The following is a 21027-nucleotide window of genomic DNA, read 5'->3' on the forward strand; positions in this document are numbered from 1 at the left end:
AATTTTATGCTATTGGCGATATTCATCAATCAATGCATAAATTTGCTTAAGTGTTGTATTTGAAAGCTTAGTTTTTTCACCTTTCAGCATTTTTTCAAGTTGAGCCAGTGTTTGTAATAATACTGATGCCTGATGCGGCCCATTACTTAATAGATAATCCACAATTTGCTGATCAAAATGAATACCCCGACGCGTCATCACAGATTGTAATAAAGCTTGTCGATCGATATAAGAGCTACCATTGGGTACTTTGACACTAACCGCTTGGGTTAGCCTTGATTGCAAATCTGGCAGTTCAAGCTTGAGCTCAATCGGCGCAACACGAGACGAAAAGACCAGTTGTCCTTCATGGTTATTCATTAAATGAAAAACAGCTTTCTGCCAATGTGGAACCCCACTAATCGCATCAATATCATCTAAAGCAACTAAATCATAAAATTCTAAAGAGGTAATCGCTTCAATCGGCGCATCTAATAATTCTAATAATGAGACCTTAATTGCTGGTCGGCCTAATTCTAAGTAAGAATCACATATTGCTGAGAGCAAATGGCTCTTACCCGTACCTGCCCCACCATATACATAAAATCGGCTGACTAAACCTGCATGTAATTGTCTAACCGCATCAACCACAGGTCCCCAACCCGGCCCCGAAAAATCACTGATTCGGGCATCGAGTTGTGGTTCTATATCCAGTTGTAGTTGACGCATATATTTAATAAGTTCCTCAATTACTTTAAGTCATTCGAGTTTGAAGTCTCTGTATCTTGAGAGTTTTTAATTTGAATATCAAGCTCTACTTGACTAGTTTCTACATTTATATGCTGAGTTTCGCCTTGTACCAAAACAACTTCAGTTGGTAATCCATACAGGGAACTTTTTTCGTAATTATCACGTGCATGTTTTAATAACACAACAATGACAGCGGCTACAGGCAATGCGATCAACATACCGAGGAAACCACCCAATTGTGCGCCTGCCAATACAGCAAAAACAACCGCTACAGGAGATAATCCAATTTTATCACCTAATAAGAATGGTTGAAGAATATAGCCTTCGACCATTTGTCCAATCATAAATACCACACCGACAAGAAGTAGCTGTGTCCAATCCAAGCCAAACTGGAACAATGTTGCGATCACGGCAGCGATAATGCCAACACCAAAACCTAAATAAGGAATGATACTTGCCAAACCTGCAATCATGCCAATGATTAAACCAACTTCTAAACCAATCAGCTGTAATCCAACAGCATAGACAATCCCTAATAAAAGCATGACAAGGAATTGACCTTTGACAAAGGCACCCAACACACTATGACATTCACGAACAATGGTTAAAGTTGAAGCTTCATAAGGACGTGGGATCAAGCGTCTGAAGCTCTGCAACATTCTTTCCCAATCCAACAAGAAATAGAAAGAGATAATCGGAATAAGTACAACCACCCCACCAATTTGGATAAAGTTTAAGCCAGATTGGGCTACTCGTAATGCCATCGTTTGAATGCTATCGGCACTATAGTTGGTTTGAATATAATCCATCAATGCTTTGGAAATCTGTTCAGTATCAATTTCCATTGGCACTACATTAAAAGTATGTGACACCCATGGTAAGAAGGTCGCATTGATCCAATGAATACCGGCAGGAATACTGTCCCGCGCATACATCAATTGTTTCCAGATCAGTGGCACAAGGAACCATAACACCATGGTTAAAGTCACACCAATCCCTATAAAAACCACACTAATGGCCAACCAACGCGGTAATTTAATTTTTACAAGAACATCAACAAGCGGGCTAAATAAGTAGGCAATAAAAAAAGCACCTACAAAAGGAATCACAATGGGCTTCAATAGATAGAGCACCCAAAGGAATAATGCGAGCCCAGCGATGATAAAGATACGACGTAGTACCTGATCTTGCATAAAATCTAGCCTTTTCTTGTTTAATCGTTATAAAAGAAAAAAAATTTAATTAAAGATAGCATTTTCGAGCATAAATAACATAAGAGTTTCGTATATTCAGGTTATAATCTGCCGCCAATGCGGAGACTTCACTATGAGCAACTCAACTTCTACCCCAAATACTGGTTTAAGCTATAAAGATGCGGGGGTCGACATTGAAGCGGGCGACGCACTGGTCGATCGTATCAAATCTGTCGCTAAACGTACCACTCGTCCTGAAGTCATGGGCGGTCTAGGTGGTTTCGGTGCCCTATGCAAAATTCCAAAAGGTTATGAAGAACCAGTATTGGTTTCAGGCACTGACGGTGTAGGCACAAAATTACGTTTAGCACTCAATCTCAATCGTCACGATACAATTGGTCAAGATCTTGTTGCCATGTGCGTAAATGACTTACTTGTTTGTGGCGCAGAGCCTTTATTCTTTCTTGACTATTATGCAACTGGTCATTTGAATGTTGATGTTGCAGCGGATGTAGTGACAGGTATCGGTAAAGGTTGTGAACTTGCTGGTTGTGCATTGGTTGGCGGTGAAACTGCTGAAATGCCTGGCATGTACGAAGGCGAAGATTACGATCTGGCTGGTTTTGCAGTGGGTGTTGTTGAGCACAGCAAAATCATTGATGGGACGAAAGTGAAGTCTGGTGACGTACTTCTTGGTGTAGCATCAAGCGGCGCTCACTCAAATGGTTACTCATTACTGCGTAAAATCCTAGATGTTAAGAATGTAGATTTAACTCAAATCGTAGATGGTCGTCCACTTGCCGATGTTGCAATGGAACCAACGCGTATTTATGTAAAACCAGTGTTAGAGCTTTGCAAACAAGTTGATGTTCATGCTATGGCTCACATCACTGGCGGTGGTTTACCTGGTAATCTGCCACGTGTACTTCCAAATGGCGCGCAAGCTGTCATTGATGAATCTAGCTGGGAATGGTCTGAATTATTCCAACTGCTACAACGTGAAGGTAACGTAGAACGCTTCGAAATGTATCGTACATTTAACTGTGGCGTTGGTATGGTAATTGCCGTTGATGCAAGCGAAGCAGATAAGGCGATTGAGCTCTTAAATGCCCAAGGCGAAAAAGCATGGAAAATTGGTTATATCCAAGAAAATGCTGAATCAGTTGAAGGCGCAGACGAAAAAATTCGCGTGATCTTTGCATAATGAGAATTGCTGTCCTTGTCTCTGGCAACGGTAGCAACTTACAAGCCCTGATAGATGCAAATCTGTCAGGGCAAATCATTGGTGTACTCTCAAACAAAGCTGATGCCTACGCATTACAACGTGCTGAGAAAACCAATATTGCGACCGCTGTTATTTCACATAAAGATTATCCCAATCGAGAAAGCTTTGACGACGCTATGCATCAACAATTGTTAGCATGGCAAGTGGATCTGGTGATTCTTGCGGGTTTCATGCGTATTTTAACGCCGAGCTTTGTTAGCAAATGGCAAGGCAAAATGTTAAACATCCATCCTTCTCTGCTGCCTTTCTATAAAGGTGTTCATACGCATCAACGTGTATTGAATACAGGAGATCGTTTACATGGTTGTACAGTTCATTTTGTCACAGCCGAACTCGATGCTGGACAAAGTATTGCACAATCGGCAATTCAAGTTAGTTTGCATGACTCTGTAACAAGCTTGGCGCAACGTGTGCATCAACTTGAGCATTTTATCTATCCTCAAGTTGCACAATGGTTCTGTACAGGTCAACTGACCTGGAAAAACGGTCAAGCCTATTTCAATCAGAAACCTTTAGAACGGCCGATTCAATTCGCACAATTCTAAAAATAAAAAAACGCATCTCTTGATGCGTTTTTTTATGCACTCAAATTACCAAACTTTTAATTTTCTCAACCGTTTCCACAGGATGCTCTAATGGAAACATATGACCACCCTCAAGCACAGAAAAAGGAATAGCTAATTTCTTTTTCGCCACTTGCGGAAACTTCTCTTTCAAGAAAACACTCTCTTGCCCAACAACCAAATGTACAGGCACAGGTGGTTTTGGCATTGGTAACCACCACATAGATGGAGTGGTTCTAAACATAGCCACTTCATCATCTTTAGGAATCCTTAAAGTCACTCCACCATTTTGATGATCATCCGTCAAAGCATGCTCAATATAAGCTTTGAAACAATCAGGATCAAAATGTTGATAAAAGCCTCTCGAACCTAATAATTCAGCAGCTTGTTCACGTGACTCCCAATGATCACGTCGACGTACCGACAAACCTGCTGGGGTAATTTTATCTACTAATTTAGGTTTAAACATTTTAGCAAGATGAAAAACAAAAGAAGCCTTACCAATGATTAACGGTGGATCTAGCATGATCACTTGTGAAAATAATTCAGGACGGCGATAGGCTGCCATTAAAGTCAACACGGAGCCCAAAGAATGCCCCAGACCAATTACCTTGCGACCTTGCGCTTGCTGCACAATACTATCAATAATCTGATCAACTAAATGCGTCCAGCCATGGGTAATCGGATAGCGTTTATCGTTTCCAATTTCTGCCACGTAAATAATGTCGTATTGATCTTTTAATTGATCAAACAGCTTTTGATAAACTTTAGAGGGAACACCATTGGCATGGGCAAAATGAATCAAAGGTTTCATAAACTTGTCTTTTATTTTCACTGATTGGTCAATTATCCTGCTCTACATATGTATTGCAAATTAAAAGGATAACTGTCCAGTTATTTTTAGAATAAAAAAAGGGCTGTGATCGACACGACCCTTTTTGAAATATTACTGTATTTTCGCGTTCTGCTGAGTCTCAAGTTGAGCAGCAAGCGAACTACTAATTCCTGCGCCAAGCTGTGCACCCATACGTCCTAAAATAGACTCTAATGGATTACGTTGTACCGTATAGTCCACTTTTTGCTCGATTTTTAGATCACGCATCAATGTTGTCAGACTCCCGTTACGATCCGCCACACCTAAAGCCACCGCTTGCTCACCGGTCCAGAACAGACCTGAGAAAATCGCTGGATCGTTCGACTTCAAACGTTTACCACGACCTTCTTTAACCGCATTAATAAAGTGAGTATGCACATTATCAAGCACTGACTGCACATATTGTTTCTGTGCTGGATCGAGTGGTTTGGTCATACTTAAAATGTCTTTATTGCTACCTGCAGTAAGCGTACGGTCTTCAATCCCCAGCTTTTGCGCTAAGCCACTTAAACCATAGTTCGGCATGATCACACCAATTGAACCCACGAGGCTTGATGGATTCACAATAATTTCATCTGCCGCAGAAGCAATATAGTACGCACCTGATGCACCCATATCACCGATCACTGCATAAACTTTTTTATCTGGATGCTGTTTTTTCAAATAGCGAATTTCTTGCCAGATTTCATCAGACTGTACTGGTGAACCACCTGGTGAATTAATATTTAAAGCAACGGCCTTACTTCCACTCGCTTCAAATGCACGTTTTAAAGCTTTATTGGTATCTTCACTATTCACTGTAGACTGACCTGCAGATGAATCGATGGTGCCCACAATATCGACCACAGCCAAGTGATTACTACTAATACTTGTGGTGGATTTATCGGATGAGGTGGTACAGCTCTTGGTCATTGCTAATAATACGATCAGCAAATATGCAAAGCCCAAACATTTGAAGAAAATACCCCAACGACGGCTACGACGTTGTTCTTCAACAGAAGCAAGCACGGCTTTTTCTAAAATCTGCCATTCTTTGCCTGTCACATTATTACTATTTGCAGATTCGTTTTGTGGTTTTGGTGGCCAATCGGACATAAGATTCCAATCCAATATATTTTAAAGTGACTTCATTATATACGTGGATTTGAACAAAACTGTTTAAATAACTTGTCTTAACTTATAATTATTTTTTGCTTTATACTTCCCTTTGTAATTTTTTCTAATTATTGATACATGACTCAGCCTAAATCAAGCAGCACAAGTTATCGTCTTATTCAGTTTGTTAGTCGCCAGCCGATTCAATTAGGGCGCTTCTTTGCACGTATGGTTGCAGCCTTAGTCACTACTCTTCCGCTGTCCAAGCTTTCCAAAACAATTGGTTTGAATATACAAATTGCTTTCCCAGAGATGGATCAACAGCATAGACAACAAATCACCAAACAAGCCATTCGAAATGAATTGAGTTCTTATTTTGAATTTTTCAGTATTTGGGGCTCAACAGATGCCAAAAATATTCAAAGAATCCAAAATATTCATGGTGAACATTATTTCCATGACGCTTTAGCAGAAAAAAAAGGCGTCGTTCTGATTATGCCTCATTTGGGGACTTGGGAAGTCATGAATGCATGGTTGGCACAACATACTCAAATGACGATCCTATATAAACCTGTCAAAAACCCTGATGCTGATCGTTTTGTTCGTGATGCGCGTAGCCGCAATCAGGCAAATTTAGTACCGACCGATGAAAGCGGGGTGCGACAGATTTTTAAAGCACTAAAACAAGGTGGTACCACTGTTATTCTTCCAGATCATACCCCCGATCATGGTGGAGATATGGTCGATTATTTTGGTATTCCATTAGCATCTAGCAGTCTCAGTGCCAAGCTCATTCAAAAAACCAAGGCTCGGGCTTTATTATTTTATGCCATTAGAAATGATCAGGATGGCTTTGATATGTATATCGAGCCGATCAGCCCTCAAATCTATGAAGGCAATGCTGAAGATGGAACTTTGATTGTTCACCAAACCTTGGAACAGCTGATTCGACGTTATCCAGAACATTATCACTGGAGTTATAAACGTTTTCGCGCTAACCCTGATTTAAAGAAAATTTATGATATTGATGAAAAAGAAGCACTCGCAAAAGTTGCTGAAGTTCGTCTACAAACACAGCAAAAAGAGAATACTTAGGCTATTCTCTTTTCAACCACTTCAATTGTTGCCTCTGTTGTTTTAACTCTACGGTGTCATGCTCAAAGACAAAACTCAGACTGCCTGTCTGTGCGGTATTCAGGAAAGGGATATTTAAGGCTTGAAGACGACTTTGTAGTTCTTGGCTTGGATGACCATAACGATTATTAAATCCTGCTGAAGCAATCGCCAGTTTCGGTTTTAACGCAGCTAAAAAATCATAGGCAGAGCTATTTCTACTGCCATGATGACCAAGCACCAAAACATCCACTTTTAAATCAGGATACTGACGTAATAGCTTATATTCAGTTTCCCACCCTGCATCCCCCATAATCAAAAAGTTTTGATAAGGCTGGGCCTTGGAGAACTGTAGATATACGACACAGGACTGTTCATTTTGCTGATGCTTTGCAAGTGCTAAACCGTCCAAATCAGGCGATAGAATTTCTATCTTTAGATTTGAATAAGACCAATTTTGCCCTTGCTGACACAATGAAAAATTATCTTTAAACGGCATAGTGTCACTCCGTTCATTGGATTGAACTTGGGTAATATCAAACGCATTTTGAATCGAGGGAAACGCACCGCTATGATCTTGATCAAGGTGAGATAGAATGACGTGATCCAATGCTCGGATGCCCTGTTGCCTTAAGAAAGGGATAACCACGCGTTCACCTATACTAAATTTGGTTTCATCATAAGAGCCACCTGTATCGATCATTAAAGTCTGCTGTGGATGTTGCAAAAAGATCGCTTGCCCTTGCCCCACATCAACAATATTCAGGACAGTAGGCTGAGTTTTTAGGCCTAAAACTATGGGCAAAAAACAGATGCCCGCCCAAAGCTTTGGAATTGTCCCTTTTGGCATAAATATAATAATCAACCCAACAATTAAACTCACCATCATCAAAGGTGTATAACTCACACCATATAGGCTTGGTGAAAGATGCTGGAGCATATTTAGCAGCCACATCAGTACTGATAACAACACATCATTCAACTGAAATAACAACTTTCCAAATGCAGGGATTAGCAGCCAGATACAAGCGGCAATGATATTCAAAGGTACAATCAAGCCACCGAGTAAGGGAATTGCAATCAGATTGCTAAATGGTGCTGCCCAAGAAATTTGCTGAAAGAAAATAACCACCAAGGGTAATAAAGCAATAAAGATTTTCCATTGCGATTCAATGAAAATATTGATGGTCAAAACCAGTTTTTGTGTCGGTGTCAAAATCAATTGTTGCGGTAATTGTTGAATGGTTTGATAGATCCGTAGCAGAATAAAACATGCCCCATAAGACAGCCAAAATGCAGCGGAAAGAATACTAAATGGATCATAAATCAGTAATAAACTGGCGCTGTAAACCAGTAACCCTAAAGGCTGAATCGACTGGCGAAATAATAGAAAAAGGCTCGCAATGACGACGGTTAATAATGTTCTTATCGCTGGAATTTCAAAACCGACAAAAGTCACATATAGCAATACGCTGACCACAAACGGCAATAGCAGCAAGATCTGTCGTGGTTGCCATAAATATAATTTTGGATAATAACGTTGCAGCATACTTTTCAACACCCATGTCAGCAGCAACGCAAAAATCAGCACATGCGGACCTGAAATCGCCAAAAGATGTGAAATTCCCAACTGTTGAAATTGCTGCTTTAAACGATTTGATAACAGGCTTTCATCCCCTGTAAGTAATGCGAGAAGTAAACCTTTATGTTGCAGACCCGAAGCCTGAAACATGTGTCGAAATAACAACCGCATGGTCTCAACTTTTAATAACAATATTGCTTGAAGACTTTGTTGCTGCTTAACATGCTGCTGATAACCTTGGCGATAGATTTCATCGCGACTCAATGGCTGAATCTGTCTTACAGAAAATGCCGACATAACATTTTGTTGTAAAAACCATTTCTCCTGATCAAATGCGCCTGCAACTGCATAACTATGGGCAGGTCTGATCGTTCCATTAATACGATAATAATGACCCAACTCTAAAACCTGTTCTGGAGTCGCTTGTTGTTTTGCCTTATTCAAATAAAGAAACCAAACCACCGGCTGCTCATGTCGGTTCAGTACCTCGGCAATTTGTTTTTGTCCATCTTCGGTTAGTTGATCTATTTTTTTAATATAAACAATTGCTTCAAACGGCTGAACTTCAACCTCTCTCAATTTGAGCCGCTGCGCTAAAGCTGAGTCAGCATAATGATAGCCCGTAGCAAACATTGCCCAACTTGCACTGATTAAAAGTAGCGTTTTATAAATAGGTCGATATAAATGAGATCGTCTTTGGAAAAGGCTAAAGGCAAAAATTATAGCTGCTAAAGCCAACCATACCCACCATGTAGCAGAGACAAAAGCGAGCTCCCGCCCCATAAAGGCAGTCCCAGCAATCCACCCTAATAAAATAATTTTTAACATTCTACTAAATTAATTTTTTAATTATTCTAAAGATAAAATTAAAGCCCGTTTTCAGGGCTTTAACAAGTGCTTAAACAAAATATTTATTATTGATCAAGCCATAAACCATCTTGCATATGTAAAACAGAATCAGCTGACTGCGCCAGTTGCTCGTCATGGGTCACTATTAACATTGCCATGTTGAGCTCTTTTTTCAAATCAGTCAGTAATTCAAAAATACTGAGCGCTGTTTTGCGATCTAAATTACCCGTTGGTTCATCTGCTAAAACCACAGCAGGTCTAGTTACCAACGCACGTGCTAATGCCACACGTTGACGCTCACCACCAGACAGTTCACCAGGTTTATGGTCCATACGATGAGATAAGCCGACACGATCCAACAGGTATTCCACCTGTTTTTTCACATCTTTAAAATTGCTTTCACCACGTATCATTAATGGCATTGCCACATTTTCCAGTGCTGAAAACTCAGGCAATAAATGATGGAACTGATAAACGAAACCTAGATATTGGTTACGCTTATAGCCACGTTCAGCTTCGCCCAAATTATCAAAGCGTTGCCCCTGTAAAAATACTTGCCCTTGCGAAGGCTGTTCTAAGCCACCCAATGCATGTAACAACGTACTTTTACCTGAACCACTTGAACCAACAATGGAAACGAATTCGCCTGCTTTTACTTGAAGTGATAGACCTTTAATCACTTCAACTTTGCTTTTTCCATCATCAAAATGTTTATAGATATCTTTTGCTTCTAAGACAATATTACTCATAACGTAACGCCTCAGCAGGTTGAACTTTGGCTGCACGCAAAGCAGGATAAACTGTCGCCAAGAAACTTAATATCAAAGATACAGTTACAATCACCACCACATCTTGCCATCTGAGATATGAAGGTAAGTAATGCACAAAGTACGCATCAAATAGGTTCAAACCTAAGACCGTATTGAACCAAGAAATAATATCGCTGATGGTCAATGCCAGAGTCACACCTAAAATCGTACCAGCAATGGTACCAATCACCCCAATCACCGTACCTTGCACCATGAAAATTTTGGTAATCATCGAAGGCGAAGCACCTAAGGTACGCAAAATCGCAATATCAGACTTTTTGTCTGTAACCACCATGACCAGTGATGACACGATATTAAATGCGGCAACGACAATAATCAGTACCAGTAATAGGCCGACGAGCGTTTTTTCCATTTGGATCGCATTGAACAAATTACCATGGGTATAGGTCCAGTTCGATGCATAGAAGTTACTTGGCAACTGACTGACAATATCATTGGCCACTTTTGGTGCAGCAAAAATATCATCCAGTTTCAAACGAACGCCTTGCGCACCATCTGGTAAACGTAGCAAGGTAGACGCATCATTCAAGGCGATATAACCCACCATTGAATCCACTTCTGCACCTACACTAAAGATACCGACGATTTTAAAACGTTTAAAACGTGGCACCACACCTGCTGGAGAAGGTGTTGCTTCAGGCAACACCAAAGTCACGTTGTCATTTAAACCCAGACCCAGCGCATCAGTCATGTCCTTACCAAGAACAATACCGAACTCACCTTTCTTCAAGGCATTTAAATCACCTGAGACCATGTGGTTTTGAATGATTGAAACCTTCTTTTCATATTCAGGTTCAATCCCAGTGACCATGATTCCTGCTACTTGACCTTGCGCAGTTAGCATCCCCTGCAATTGGGTAAATGGTGCAACCCCAGTGACATGCGGATGATGCTCAACTTTTTTTACAAGCTCAGGCCAATCTGTTAGAATTTGAGTAGAAGAAACAGTGGCTTGTGGAACCATTCCCAGAACACGAGTTTTTAATTCGCGATCAAAACCATTCATGACAGATAATACTGTAATGAGGACAGCAACGCCGAGGGTTAAACCAATCATGGAAACCAAGGCAATAAAAGAAATAAAATGATTACTCCGCCGAGCACGAGTGTATCTCAACCCTATATACAGCGAAATTGGCTTAAACATACCATCTAGTCCGAGGTGATTTATTATGGAAAATTCACAACATCATCTTGTTGACGACAACACTGAACGTCGAGTGATGTCTCGTATTGATGCCGTGTTGAGAATCAACTATCAAATCATTCCAGATGATGTTGCGCTGAATGATCCTTATGACTCTCATTTCGTATTACCGCGCTATTTTCTACTACTTGCAGAATTAGATCAATTTGATCACGCGTTTCGCTACGAATTAGAACAATTAAATGAAAAAGATCAACAAATTGCTCGCATCTTATCCCTTTTTAACCAGAAATTGAATCTGATTACAGGGTCTTTTTACGACAATATCGTGCAATCATTGTTGCCAGTCCCTGAACAGGTGAACTTTTCGGAGAATGGATTAAGCTTCTTTAGCACTCAAGATATTAACGAAGGCACTTATATTCATATTACCTTGAGCCACCCTGAAAACTTCTTCCATATTGCAGCGACCGCCCAAGTGGCACACAGTAGTGCAGAAGAACAAGGCAAGTTCCGTATCGGCGCCTATTTCATCACCTTGAACCCGCAAGATCGTGCAAAATTGGCAGCTAGCGTTCAACAAAGCCAGCAGCCTGAGACCACTTAAGTCTTATACTTTTAATCGACGATATGCACGTAAATCTCTAAAGAAATAGAGAAATAAACCAAAGAGAATAATGCTTGCCCCAACAAATACCTGAACTGACAATTGCTCGTGGTTCAGGTATGCCCCAATCAAGATTGCCAGCATTGGTGTCATCACTGTGGTTAATGACAAGGTTGTGGCTTGAAGATTTTGAACCAGTTTAAAGTAACAAAACATCGCAATCAGAGATGCCATCACAATGGTATAGGTCAGTGCCAATAGCGATTTAGCAGATGGCATATGAGTCGGTGCATATTGCCAAATCCACGGCAATAACAGACTTGCCAATATGGTAGAAACGAGGATTGAACCTGTCGCTTGTGCCATTACAGGAAGATCTGCATTAATCTTTTTCACCAGAAAGATTGAGAGTGAGTATGAAAAAACACTGATCAGCATTAAAACAATGCCCAGCGGTTGCACATGTTTCTGACTGCCACTGAGACAGATCATCGCTAATCCGACAATGGATGTCGCCATGCCAAACCACTGTAAGCCCGCTAATTTTTGCTGGAAGCCAAATCGACCAATCAGGCCTGCCATAATGGGTGCCAAACCAAACATCAACGCAATCAATCCAGAACTGAGATAAGCCGTTGCCGCATAAGTAAAGATTTGCGAACCGATCAGACTTAATGAACCCGCGGCATAACTTAATAAGGCAATTTTATGTGTTGGGAATTTTACTTTTAACAGCAATAAAACTGTTACAGCCAAAGGCAAGGCAATAAAAAAACGAATCAACAATGCCCACATGGGATGTAAATCAGAAACACTCCACACAATGGCTAAAGGCGTGGTTGCCCAAATGAATACCAATAATCCATAAGTGAATATTAAGTTAATACGTGATGGCATATTCAACTCAAGAAGCTGTTTTACGTTTCTGTTTTAAAATGGTCTGATCCAGTGAACTTGAAAACTCTCGCTTATCTCGCTCTGAGATTGGAGGAGGCCCACCTGTTTGTACACCTGCACCCCGTAAAGTATCCATAAAGTCGCGCAAATGCAGACGCGCTTTCACATTTGCAGTGGTATAAATCTCGCCACGTGGATGAATCGCAATGCCACCCTTTTCAATCACTTGTGCTGCAAGCGGTATATCCTGTGTAATGACAATGTCATTTTCTTGCATTCGATCTACAATTTCTTGGTCGGCCTTATCTGCACCACTCATCACCTGAATTGATTTAATCCGCAGTGACGGCGTAATACCCACATTTTGATTGGCAACAAAAATAACTTCAAGTTGATAACGATCAGATGCGCGTAGAATAACTTCACGTAAAATTTTAGGCAAAGCATCAGCATCTACCCACAATTTAAATGGCAGCACGTTGGCAAAAGCTCCTGAAAGTAAAAATATAGTGTAACAGATACTGGAAAAGTAGAGTGAACATCATCCAACTATTCGCATCGACAGTTTCAGTTCAGCACGCTTGGAGCAGCATATTGATATTTCGAACTAAAAACTAAATTAATTGTAGAGAATTACAGATTCAGACTTGAAATATGACAGTTACCCTCGATTTAATAGAGTAAGTTCAATCTTTTTAGCATTACGCTTTATGAAAAATCAAAACAGTCCAGAAATCATTAAAATTCAAGATCAAAATTTCGGTAATCATGTCGAGCATTGGAACTTATTGACAGATACTCCCGAAACAGATGTTCCCAAATGGTTAGGATTGGCGCTTGATGCACCCGTAATGCCGATGGGCCTCTGTCAAGACGAACATGAGATGGATCAATCCTTCTGGCTAATTCAAGGTCCGAGTGGTGAAGCTGTTTCGATTAATCAAATTATTGCGGTTGAAGATCAAAAACCACGTGCATTAAAAACAGCATTTCCAAGTTTTGATAGCCCATATAAATATGATGCGCAAATCGAGCGAATTATTACCTGTGATTCTTCAACTCAGGCAGTATTACGTCTGAACTTAAATAAAAATACTATTATTTATGCCTTCGATAATTTATTCAGTGTAAATAGCTGTCAATATGACAAAAACCAAACCTATCAAGTTCAATTTAATGCTTGGGCATATGAATTAGAAACAGTTTCAGCAGATGAGAAAATCATTGTTGATGACCCTGCTTCAATTAAACATCACCGCGCATTAAATGCGATTTTGACAGAACATAATGGAATTGCTCCAGATAATTTACAAGAATTGATTAATGACTGGCAACCAAAAACGCCAGAAGATCAAGAACCTGTCACTGTCGACTTTTCTAAAATGGTGGCCTATTTATTTGGTGAAACATTAGGTCAGGAAGATGAAGCTTGGTTCCAAGGTAATATCGTAGGCAAAACTTCAATGCAGTTTATGCAGGATGAATATACCCTTTATGATGTGACACTGGTATTAGAAGATGATTTACCGGCAATCCTGATTCGTATTGCAACCAAGAGTGAATTGTATAAAAACTTTAACATTGGCCAATATATTCGCGGTAACCTATGGATTCAGGCGAATATTTATGCTAAAACTGCACATAAGTGACAAAAAATCACATAAATGGCATTTTAGGCGTTCTAATGAAAATTATACCAGAACAAACGACCACCAGTCTGATTCACTCGAGTGATCAAGGTCTTAAACTTGATGTTGGTGCTTTTTGCTTTTTTTTACTTGGTATGTTTTTAGCAGCACTCATGTTTCATCAAATTGGCTTTTTTTAAATTTTTGACCACTACCCTATTCACAGATAAAAGCCCTCAATGTTGAGGGCTTTTATTTTATCAATACTTTATTGCTTAACCATGACGTTTTGCAAACTCATCCATAAAGTCAACCAGCGCTTGCACACCCGCTAAAGGAACTGCATTGTAAATACTTGCACGCATACCGCCTACAGAACGGTGACCCGCTAAATTTAACAAATGGTTTTGCTCTGCTTCTTTTAGGAAGGTCTTTTCAAGTGCTTCATCTGCAAGTGTAAACGGTACATTCATCATTGAACGATTTGGAACAGCAATTGGGTTGTTATAAAAGTCGCTTGAATCGATATAACCATAAAGAAGTTTCGCCTTCTCTTGGTTAATTTTGTAGATTGCATCTACCCCACCCTGCTCAAGCAACCACTCAAACACCAAACCAGACAAATACCAAGCATAGGTTGCAGGCGTATTCACCATTGAACCATTCTTGGCTTGATCGGCATATTTTAAGATGCTCGGAATCTCAGGTTTTGCTTGGTCTAACAAATCATCACGAATAATGACAATAGTTAAGCCTGCTGGACCGATATTCTTTTGCGCACCCGCATAAATCAAACCAAACTTGCTGACATCTAAAGGCGCAGACAAAATACTAGATGAGTAATCACAAACCAATGGTGCATTTACCTCTGGAATCCCTGCGAATTGTAAGCCACCAATCGTTTCATTATCTGCATAATGCACATAGGCAGCATCAGCTGAAAGATTCCAGCTGCTTTGTTCAGTAATCGCATGTTTGCCATCAATTAAAGTACCCGCTTCAACGATATTAATATCACCATAGCGTTTTGCTTCTTTTAGTGCTTTCTCAGACCAAATACCCGTATGGATATAATCTGCCTTGTTATTTTTACCCAGCAAGTTGAGTGGAATCGCTGAGAATTGCAAGGATGCACCACCTTGTAAAAACAAGACTTTATAGTTCTCAGGAATATTCATGAGCTTACGTAAATCAGCTTCAGCCTTTTCTGCCACAGCAACATAATCATTGCTACGATGACTCATTTCCATGATCGACAGACCCTTACCTTGCCAATCCAACAATTCTTGTTGAGCTTTTTCTAAAACAGCCGTAGGTAATGCAGCAGGACCAGCGCAGAAATTATAAGCACGCATGAGTTTTCCCTTGTTAAAGTGGAACAAATTGGAATGGGAATTTAACCATAGATTGGCGAAGCTTGCAGCAGCTTATCCAGTAAATATTTCAATTTGATTGAGAAAATAGGTCTAATTTTTCAATCATGTCTTTGTCATTACATTTATTTTAAGTTGAATTACCCACTCACATTTATTCGTTCAAAAAACCACCATTTCACACATTTTAATTAGATTAAAAACTCTACTTTTTACAAATTCACTACACCAAATCAGGTGATATAACCATTTAATTAAAAACATATTATTTTAATTTTATAAAAAGAATTTAGACTAACTCAGGATATTATTAAATTGCGACTTACCCTAATGTTGAAACGACATGATCGACCGAGTTTTAAGGTTAAACGGTTTCCCAAACAGTTAAGCTTAAGTATAAGCTTGATCAGCTGTGTTTTATTTTCAACTTCTTTATTTGCGCAAAGCTTTAGTTATATCGAAGCTGAACAATATGTTGTAGAAAATGCATATGGCACACAAGCACAGCAAGCACTACAACAAGCCTCGCAACTCGAAATGGAAGCCGTCAAACATCTAGGTTTACCGCGCATCGACTTAAATGCACGTGCTTACTCATTTCACAGCGAAACCAGCGTACCTTTAGAATCGAGTAAACGTCGGCTTGAAAACTCCCTCACACGAGGTTTTGATGACAAATTGTCGCAATGGGGAAATGTACTCCCTCCCGAAGTGATTGATCAAGTTAGCCAAGGTTTTGATCAGACCGTGCAAGAAGGTTTAAATCAGGTTCCCAACAATCTGGATGTCACGGTAAAAGACCATGATGTTCGCACTTCAATTTCAATGGTTATGCCACTTTATACTGGTGGTAAGATTAGCAGTGCCAAACAGATTGCGACGATTCAAGCACAACGCTCAAACATCAGTGAAAAACAACAACAAGATTCACAGCGTTTTGAAATGATTCAATCGTATTTTAATGTGCAATTACAACAACAATTACTCAATGCCAGCCTGTTTAATTTAAATGCGATGCAAGAACACTATAACAATGCACTTAAATTAGAAAAACAAGGCTTCATTAATAAAGGCCAACGCATGCAATTTGAAGTCGCACGCAATAATGCAGAACGCACCTATCAAAATGCCCAGTCCAATTTACAAGCCAGTCAGTTTAGCCTACAAAATTTATTAAAAACCAGAGAAAGTTTAAATCTCACTACTCCACTGTTTGTGAATAATGCCCAAAATCATTCTTTGGATAAACTCCTTGCAAACTATGATCAAAACTCCAGTTTGATTAAAAAGCTGCAAATGGATACCCAACTGGCCAATGAAAATGTCAAAGTTCAACAATCCGCCAAGAAGCCCAGTGTTTTTGCATTTGGTGAATATGGATTGGACAGCAAAGAGAATTGGATTGTCGGTGTGATGGCCAAATACAATTTATTCTCGGGCATTGATAACAACAAAAACATACGTGCTGCCGAACTTAAAAAGTATGCTGCCGAACTCATGACTGAACGCACCAAACAAGAAGTTGAAAATGTACTGTATAAATCCTATAGCGAATTAAATTCATCGCAAACCAGTCATCAATTACTTACTCAGAATACCAAAGCCGCACAAGAAAACTTACGTATTCAACAGCTTTCATTTAAAGAAGGCATGGGCACAGCCACACAAGTCATTGATGCACAAAATGCCCTCAGTGCGTTAAGAAGTGAAATGGCCATTAATTCATATAAATACATTTTATCTTTAGCGACTTTATTGCAAAGCTATGGCTCGATTGATGAGTTCAAGCTTTATGTTAATCAACCACGTACTGACTATATCCGTTAATTGGAGAATTTTATGAGCCAAGACCAATCATCATCCAATTCAGAACGCGATAAAGATCAACTGGTTAACACAGCTGAATCACCAGCTTCTGAATCGTCTAAAGAGCAAATGGCATCTACACAAATACTCGATGAACCGAAATCAGAGGCAAGCACTTCAAATACACAGCAGCCACCTCCTCCACCCAATGAGCCACCTAAAAAAGGAAAAGCAAAAATCATCGGTTTAATCATTCTGATCTTGCTGTTAGGTCTGATTGCCTTTGGTTTATGGAAAGCTTATCAACCTCAAGCCATTGAATTACAAGGTCGGGTTGAGTCAGAAACGGTGCATATCAGCACCAAAGTACCAAGTCGTATTGAAGAGTTTTATGTATCTGAAGGACAAGCCGTCAAGAAAGGTCAAGCGTTGGTTCGTTTTGTCAGTCCTGAACTAGAGGCGAAAAAAGAACAAGCACAAGCGGCCCTACAAAGTGCAACTGCCTTCCATTCAACCGTATATCGTGGTGCTCAACAAGAAAATATTGAGACCTTATATGCCAACTGGCAAGCAATGAAAACCCAAGCAGAATTGGCAGCAACCACTTATAAACGTGGAGAAACGCTTTATCAACAAGGCGTAATTTCGCGTCAACGTCGTGACGAAATGCTTGCTGCTCAAACTTCTGCACGAGAAACAGCCGAAGCGACCTATCAACAGTATGCACGTGCCAAACGTGGTAGTACCGAACAACAAAAATCAACTGCCGATGCACAAGTTGCCATGGCACAAGCTGCTGTCAAAGAAGCCAATGCATTGACCGAAGAAACCAAACTGTATTCGCCTACAGATGGAACTGTGTCTAAAACATACGGCAAACCAACTGAGCTAGTCGCAACGGGCATACCCGTCGTAAGTATCATTGAAGACCATGATTTATGGATCAGCTTAAATGTCCGCGAAGACATGTATAGCGCTGTTTATAAAATGAAAACCATTGAAGGCTTTATTCCTGCATTGAATCGTAAAGAAACCTTCAAAGTAAAAAATATTGATGCCGAAGGTGACTTTGCAACGATTAAAACCACGCGCCAAACAGGTGGCTATGATATTCGCAGCTTTAAATTTCATTTAGTCCCTGAGCAATCAATCCCAGATTTGAAAGTCGGAATGAGCGTACTGTTTAAAATTGAAGAGGCAAAATAAGCGATGTTTGCAGTTATGCTGCGGGAATTGCGCTATTTAAAACGTCATAAAGTTGATCTGTTTATGGCGGTGATCGCCCCTTTGCTGGTGATTTTTCTCTTTGGCAGTATGTTTTCTGCAGGTAAAGCAGAACACTTACCCATCGTTGTGATTGACCAAGATCAAAGTGAGATGAGTCGCAAAGTGATTCATGCACTTAGCATCAATCATACCTTAAAAGTAAAAACCATTACTGCCAGCCAAGATGAAGCTGAACGCTTGATTAATAAAACGGATGCTTGGGGTTTTGTGATGATCCCCGAAGGTGCTGAACAACGCCTGGTCAAAGCTCAAGATGCGCAGATCAGTATTGCCTATAATCAGTCATTTTTTAGTATCGGCAATACCATTTCCTCCGCCATGTTGATTAGCACCTTGAATGGAATGGCTGAATATATGGGGCAGAGTTATTTGGCCAATACCATCCCCTATTTGGATATGCCAACACCGCACATCAAGATCTCAACTTTGTATAACCCAAGTATGAGTTATGAACTGTTTCTGGAACCCTTCATGGTGCCAGCAGTTTTACACTTATTGCTCTGTTGCTGCGTGGCTTTTGCCATAGGTCAGGAATTTAAACGAAAGACTGTCGGTGAATGGGTCAGTTCTAAGCAGGTGATTTCCAGCTTACTCGGCAAAATTCTACTCTATGTCTTTATTTTCTGTGCATGGACGTGGTGTTGGATGTTCTGGCTCGCCCATATTCGCGGTTATTTTATTGCGGGTTCGCTGACGTTGATTTTGTTCGCGCAATTTCTATTGTATTTTTCCTACGCAGTGATCAGCAGTACTGTTGTTCTTGCCACACAAAACTTACCGAAGACTTTCGGTTTTATTGCACTGTATGGTGGATCATCACCAAGTTTTTCAGGTATTACCCTTCCCTTGAATAATGCACCTGCATTTACTCAATTTTGGTCAATGCTGATCCCTTACACCCCTTATGCCAAACTACAGACTGAACAGTGGATTATTGGCAGTGATCTCTATGTTTCGATGATTCCTTTTGGCATTTTAGTTATTTTTGCCTGCTTGTTCTTTGTACTCAGCGTGCGTCTGTTAAAGAAAAATACTCAGGAGCTTTGTTCATGAAGTCATTTTTCGCTTATTACTTACAGACCTTTAAAAACATATTTGCCAATAATTCGGTTTTTACCACATTGATTGCGGCAACATTGGTCTATAGCTTCTTCTATCCAACCGCCTATAAAGCACAAACAGCTGAAGATATTCCGATTGTCATTGTGGATGAAGAACAAAGCATTTTGACCTCTAAAATCATTAGCCAAGCATCTAATAGCCCTCATATCAAAATTACCACTGTGACGGATAACTTCTTGGAAGCACAGCGTATGGTGCAGAACCAACAAGCTGAAGGCATTCTGTTACTCCCCGAAAATCTTACCAATAGTTTAAAACGTGGAGAGATGGGTGGAATTGGTCTGTACTTGAGCACTGCGTATTTCATTCGTACCAAAGAAGTTGGCGTGGGTTTAGCGGGTTCTATTGAATATACCCTGAAAGAGCATTTAGAAAAGTTTGGCAATGCATCGTCTTTTGAACCTGAACTGTCGATCCACCAAATTCCTTTGTTTAATACCATGTCAGGTTACGGCAGTTATATCTTCCCTGCTGTCGCCAGTTTAATCGTTCATCAAACCATTCTGCTTGGACTCGCAATGCTGATTGCCAGCTACCGAGAAAAAGGATGGACCGCAAAACCAGTCGAGTTTTGGGCAATCTTTGCTGCAATTTTTACTACGGGTTGTTTAAGCTGCCTATATTTATTTGGTTTTACCTTTTGGTTATATGAATATCCTCATGGAGGAAACTTCTGGGGCATGTTACTTGCCGTGCCGATCTATGTCAGTTGTCTGATTGGTTTAGGAATGTTGGTTGGTTCTCTGGTCGATATGCCTGAACGAGTGGGTCATTTGATTGTGGTCACTTCAGTGCCCCTATTTTTGCTGACAGGCACCGCATGGCCACATGAAGCTATGCCTCACTGGATGCAATACTTTGCTTGGATTTTCCCTTCAACCAATGGCGTACAGATGTTTGTACAACTCAATCAGATGGGTGTACCAACCTCGATTGTGATGCCAAAACTGATTTATCTGGCGACGGTAGCTGCCATTTTATTGGCACTGTCTTATTACCGCTTGGTCATGATGCAACCAATAAAAAAGGAAGCTGATTAGCTTCCTT

The 21027-nt window shown here is 40.2% G+C and carries 20 protein-coding genes; 10 read left to right on the forward strand and 10 right to left on the reverse strand.

The features are described 5' to 3' along the window. Nucleotides 1-9: 9 nt before the first annotated feature. Together hda and cxpE are read right to left on the reverse strand one after the other, a co-directional pair. A complete protein-coding gene (gene hda, locus MMO42_RS04455; RefSeq protein ID WP_005151777.1) occupies nucleotides 10-708 on the reverse strand; it encodes a DnaA regulatory inactivator Hda in 699 nt (232 codons plus the stop codon). A 20-nt stretch (nucleotides 709-728) separates the two neighbouring features. Continuing rightward, entirely contained in the window at nucleotides 729-1922 is a 1194-nt protein-coding gene (cxpE, locus tag MMO42_RS04460; protein ID WP_241319462.1) for a chloramphenicol efflux transporter CxpE, read from the reverse strand. 133 nt (nucleotides 1923-2055) lie between these two features. Here cxpE and purM point away from each other — a divergent pair, with 133 nt between their 5' ends. Next, complete coding sequence (gene purM, locus MMO42_RS04465; protein WP_241319463.1) at nucleotides 2056-3126, forward strand: phosphoribosylformylglycinamidine cyclo-ligase; 1071 nt, start codon at nucleotides 2056-2058, stop codon at nucleotides 3124-3126. After that, nucleotides 3123-3752, forward strand: a complete 630-nt coding sequence (gene purN / locus MMO42_RS04470; RefSeq protein ID WP_241319591.1) for a phosphoribosylglycinamide formyltransferase — start codon at nucleotides 3123-3125, stop codon at nucleotides 3750-3752. Before purM ends, purN begins: the two co-directional genes overlap by 4 nt. Before the next feature lie 40 nt (nucleotides 3753-3792). Here the strand turns inward: purN and MMO42_RS04475 are convergent, their stop codons facing one another. Both MMO42_RS04475 and sppA read right to left on the reverse strand, forming a co-directional pair. Continuing rightward, on the reverse strand, nucleotides 3793-4584 hold the full coding sequence (locus tag MMO42_RS04475; protein WP_241319464.1) for an alpha/beta hydrolase: 792 nt from the start codon (nucleotides 4582-4584) through the stop codon (nucleotides 3793-3795). Nucleotides 4585-4716: 132 nt separating this feature from the next. After that, nucleotides 4717-5739, reverse strand: coding sequence for a signal peptide peptidase SppA (gene sppA, locus MMO42_RS04480; RefSeq protein ID WP_241319465.1), 1023 nt, complete (start codon nucleotides 5737-5739; stop codon nucleotides 4717-4719). A 138-nt stretch (nucleotides 5740-5877) separates the two neighbouring features. On the opposite strand from sppA, the gene MMO42_RS04485 reads away from it, so the two are divergent. Beyond that, nucleotides 5878-6834 (forward strand): lysophospholipid acyltransferase family protein, encoded by a 957-nt coding sequence (locus MMO42_RS04485; RefSeq protein WP_241319466.1) that lies wholly within the window; start codon nucleotides 5878-5880, stop codon nucleotides 6832-6834. A 1-nt stretch (nucleotide 6835) separates the two neighbouring features. Here MMO42_RS04485 and MMO42_RS04490 read toward each other — a convergent pair whose 3' ends face one another. The 3 genes from MMO42_RS04490 to MMO42_RS04500 form a co-directional block, all read right to left on the reverse strand. Then, nucleotides 6836-9262 (reverse strand): DNA internalization-related competence protein ComEC/Rec2, encoded by a 2427-nt coding sequence (locus tag MMO42_RS04490; RefSeq protein ID WP_241319467.1) that lies wholly within the window; start codon nucleotides 9260-9262, stop codon nucleotides 6836-6838. A gap of 86 nt (nucleotides 9263-9348) precedes the next feature. Then, nucleotides 9349-10032 carry a lipoprotein-releasing ABC transporter ATP-binding protein LolD gene (gene lolD / locus MMO42_RS04495; protein ID WP_241319468.1) on the reverse strand — a complete coding sequence of 228 codons (684 nt, stop codon included), beginning with the start codon at nucleotides 10030-10032 and terminating at the stop codon, nucleotides 9349-9351. Beyond that, nucleotides 10025-11260 (reverse strand): lipoprotein-releasing ABC transporter permease subunit, encoded by a 1236-nt coding sequence (locus MMO42_RS04500; protein ID WP_005292783.1) that lies wholly within the window; start codon nucleotides 11258-11260, stop codon nucleotides 10025-10027. The genes lolD and MMO42_RS04500 overlap by 8 nt, the downstream gene beginning before the upstream one ends. A 25-nt stretch (nucleotides 11261-11285) precedes the next feature. On the opposite strand from MMO42_RS04500, the gene MMO42_RS04505 reads away from it, so the two are divergent. After that, nucleotides 11286-11867, forward strand: a complete 582-nt coding sequence (locus tag MMO42_RS04505) for a PilZ domain-containing protein (RefSeq protein WP_005151758.1) — start codon at nucleotides 11286-11288, stop codon at nucleotides 11865-11867. Nucleotides 11868-11870: 3 nt separating this feature from the next. Here MMO42_RS04505 and MMO42_RS04510 read toward each other — a convergent pair whose 3' ends face one another. Together MMO42_RS04510 and MMO42_RS04515 are read right to left on the reverse strand one after the other, a co-directional pair. Further along, complete coding sequence (locus MMO42_RS04510) at nucleotides 11871-12764, reverse strand: EamA family transporter (RefSeq protein ID WP_241319469.1); 894 nt, start codon at nucleotides 12762-12764, stop codon at nucleotides 11871-11873. Between the two features lie 7 nt (nucleotides 12765-12771). Beyond that, the gene (locus MMO42_RS04515; RefSeq protein WP_005151751.1) at nucleotides 12772-13242 is read right to left on the reverse strand and encodes a YaiI/YqxD family protein; all 471 of its coding nucleotides are present in this window, start codon (nucleotides 13240-13242) and stop codon (nucleotides 12772-12774) included. Nucleotides 13243-13474: 232 nt separating this feature from the next. On the opposite strand from MMO42_RS04515, the gene MMO42_RS04520 reads away from it, so the two are divergent. Together MMO42_RS04520 and MMO42_RS04525 are read left to right on the forward strand one after the other, a co-directional pair. Then, nucleotides 13475-14413, forward strand: coding sequence for a hypothetical protein (locus MMO42_RS04520; protein ID WP_241319470.1), 939 nt, complete (start codon nucleotides 13475-13477; stop codon nucleotides 14411-14413). Nucleotides 14414-14448: 35 nt separating this feature from the next. Next, complete coding sequence (locus tag MMO42_RS04525) at nucleotides 14449-14592, forward strand: hypothetical protein (RefSeq protein WP_005151747.1); 144 nt, start codon at nucleotides 14449-14451, stop codon at nucleotides 14590-14592. Between the two features lie 75 nt (nucleotides 14593-14667). On the opposite strand, the gene serC is transcribed toward MMO42_RS04525, so the two are convergent. After that, on the reverse strand, nucleotides 14668-15747 hold the full coding sequence (gene serC / locus MMO42_RS04530) for a 3-phosphoserine/phosphohydroxythreonine transaminase (protein ID WP_241319471.1): 1080 nt from the start codon (nucleotides 15745-15747) through the stop codon (nucleotides 14668-14670). 348 nt (nucleotides 15748-16095) lie between these two features. On the opposite strand from serC, the gene MMO42_RS04535 reads away from it, so the two are divergent. The 4 genes from MMO42_RS04535 to MMO42_RS04550 are packed head-to-tail and all read left to right on the forward strand — an operon-like array spanning nucleotide 16096 to nucleotide 21020. After that, complete coding sequence (locus MMO42_RS04535) at nucleotides 16096-17592, forward strand: TolC family protein (protein WP_241319472.1); 1497 nt, start codon at nucleotides 16096-16098, stop codon at nucleotides 17590-17592. Between the two features lie 12 nt (nucleotides 17593-17604). Next, a complete protein-coding gene (locus MMO42_RS04540) occupies nucleotides 17605-18777 on the forward strand; it encodes an efflux RND transporter periplasmic adaptor subunit (protein WP_241319473.1) in 1173 nt (390 codons plus the stop codon). 3 nt (nucleotides 18778-18780) lie between these two features. Continuing rightward, nucleotides 18781-19911 (forward strand): ABC transporter permease, encoded by a 1131-nt coding sequence (locus tag MMO42_RS04545; RefSeq protein ID WP_241319474.1) that lies wholly within the window; start codon nucleotides 18781-18783, stop codon nucleotides 19909-19911. After that, the gene (locus MMO42_RS04550; protein ID WP_241319475.1) at nucleotides 19908-21020 is read left to right on the forward strand and encodes an ABC transporter permease; all 1113 of its coding nucleotides are present in this window, start codon (nucleotides 19908-19910) and stop codon (nucleotides 21018-21020) included. Before MMO42_RS04545 ends, MMO42_RS04550 begins: the two co-directional genes overlap by 4 nt. Nucleotides 21021-21027 lie beyond the last annotated feature (7 nt).

Source organism: Acinetobacter sp. ANC 3882 (assembly GCF_022549545.1).
Lineage (GTDB): Bacteria > Pseudomonadota > Gammaproteobacteria > Pseudomonadales > Moraxellaceae > Acinetobacter.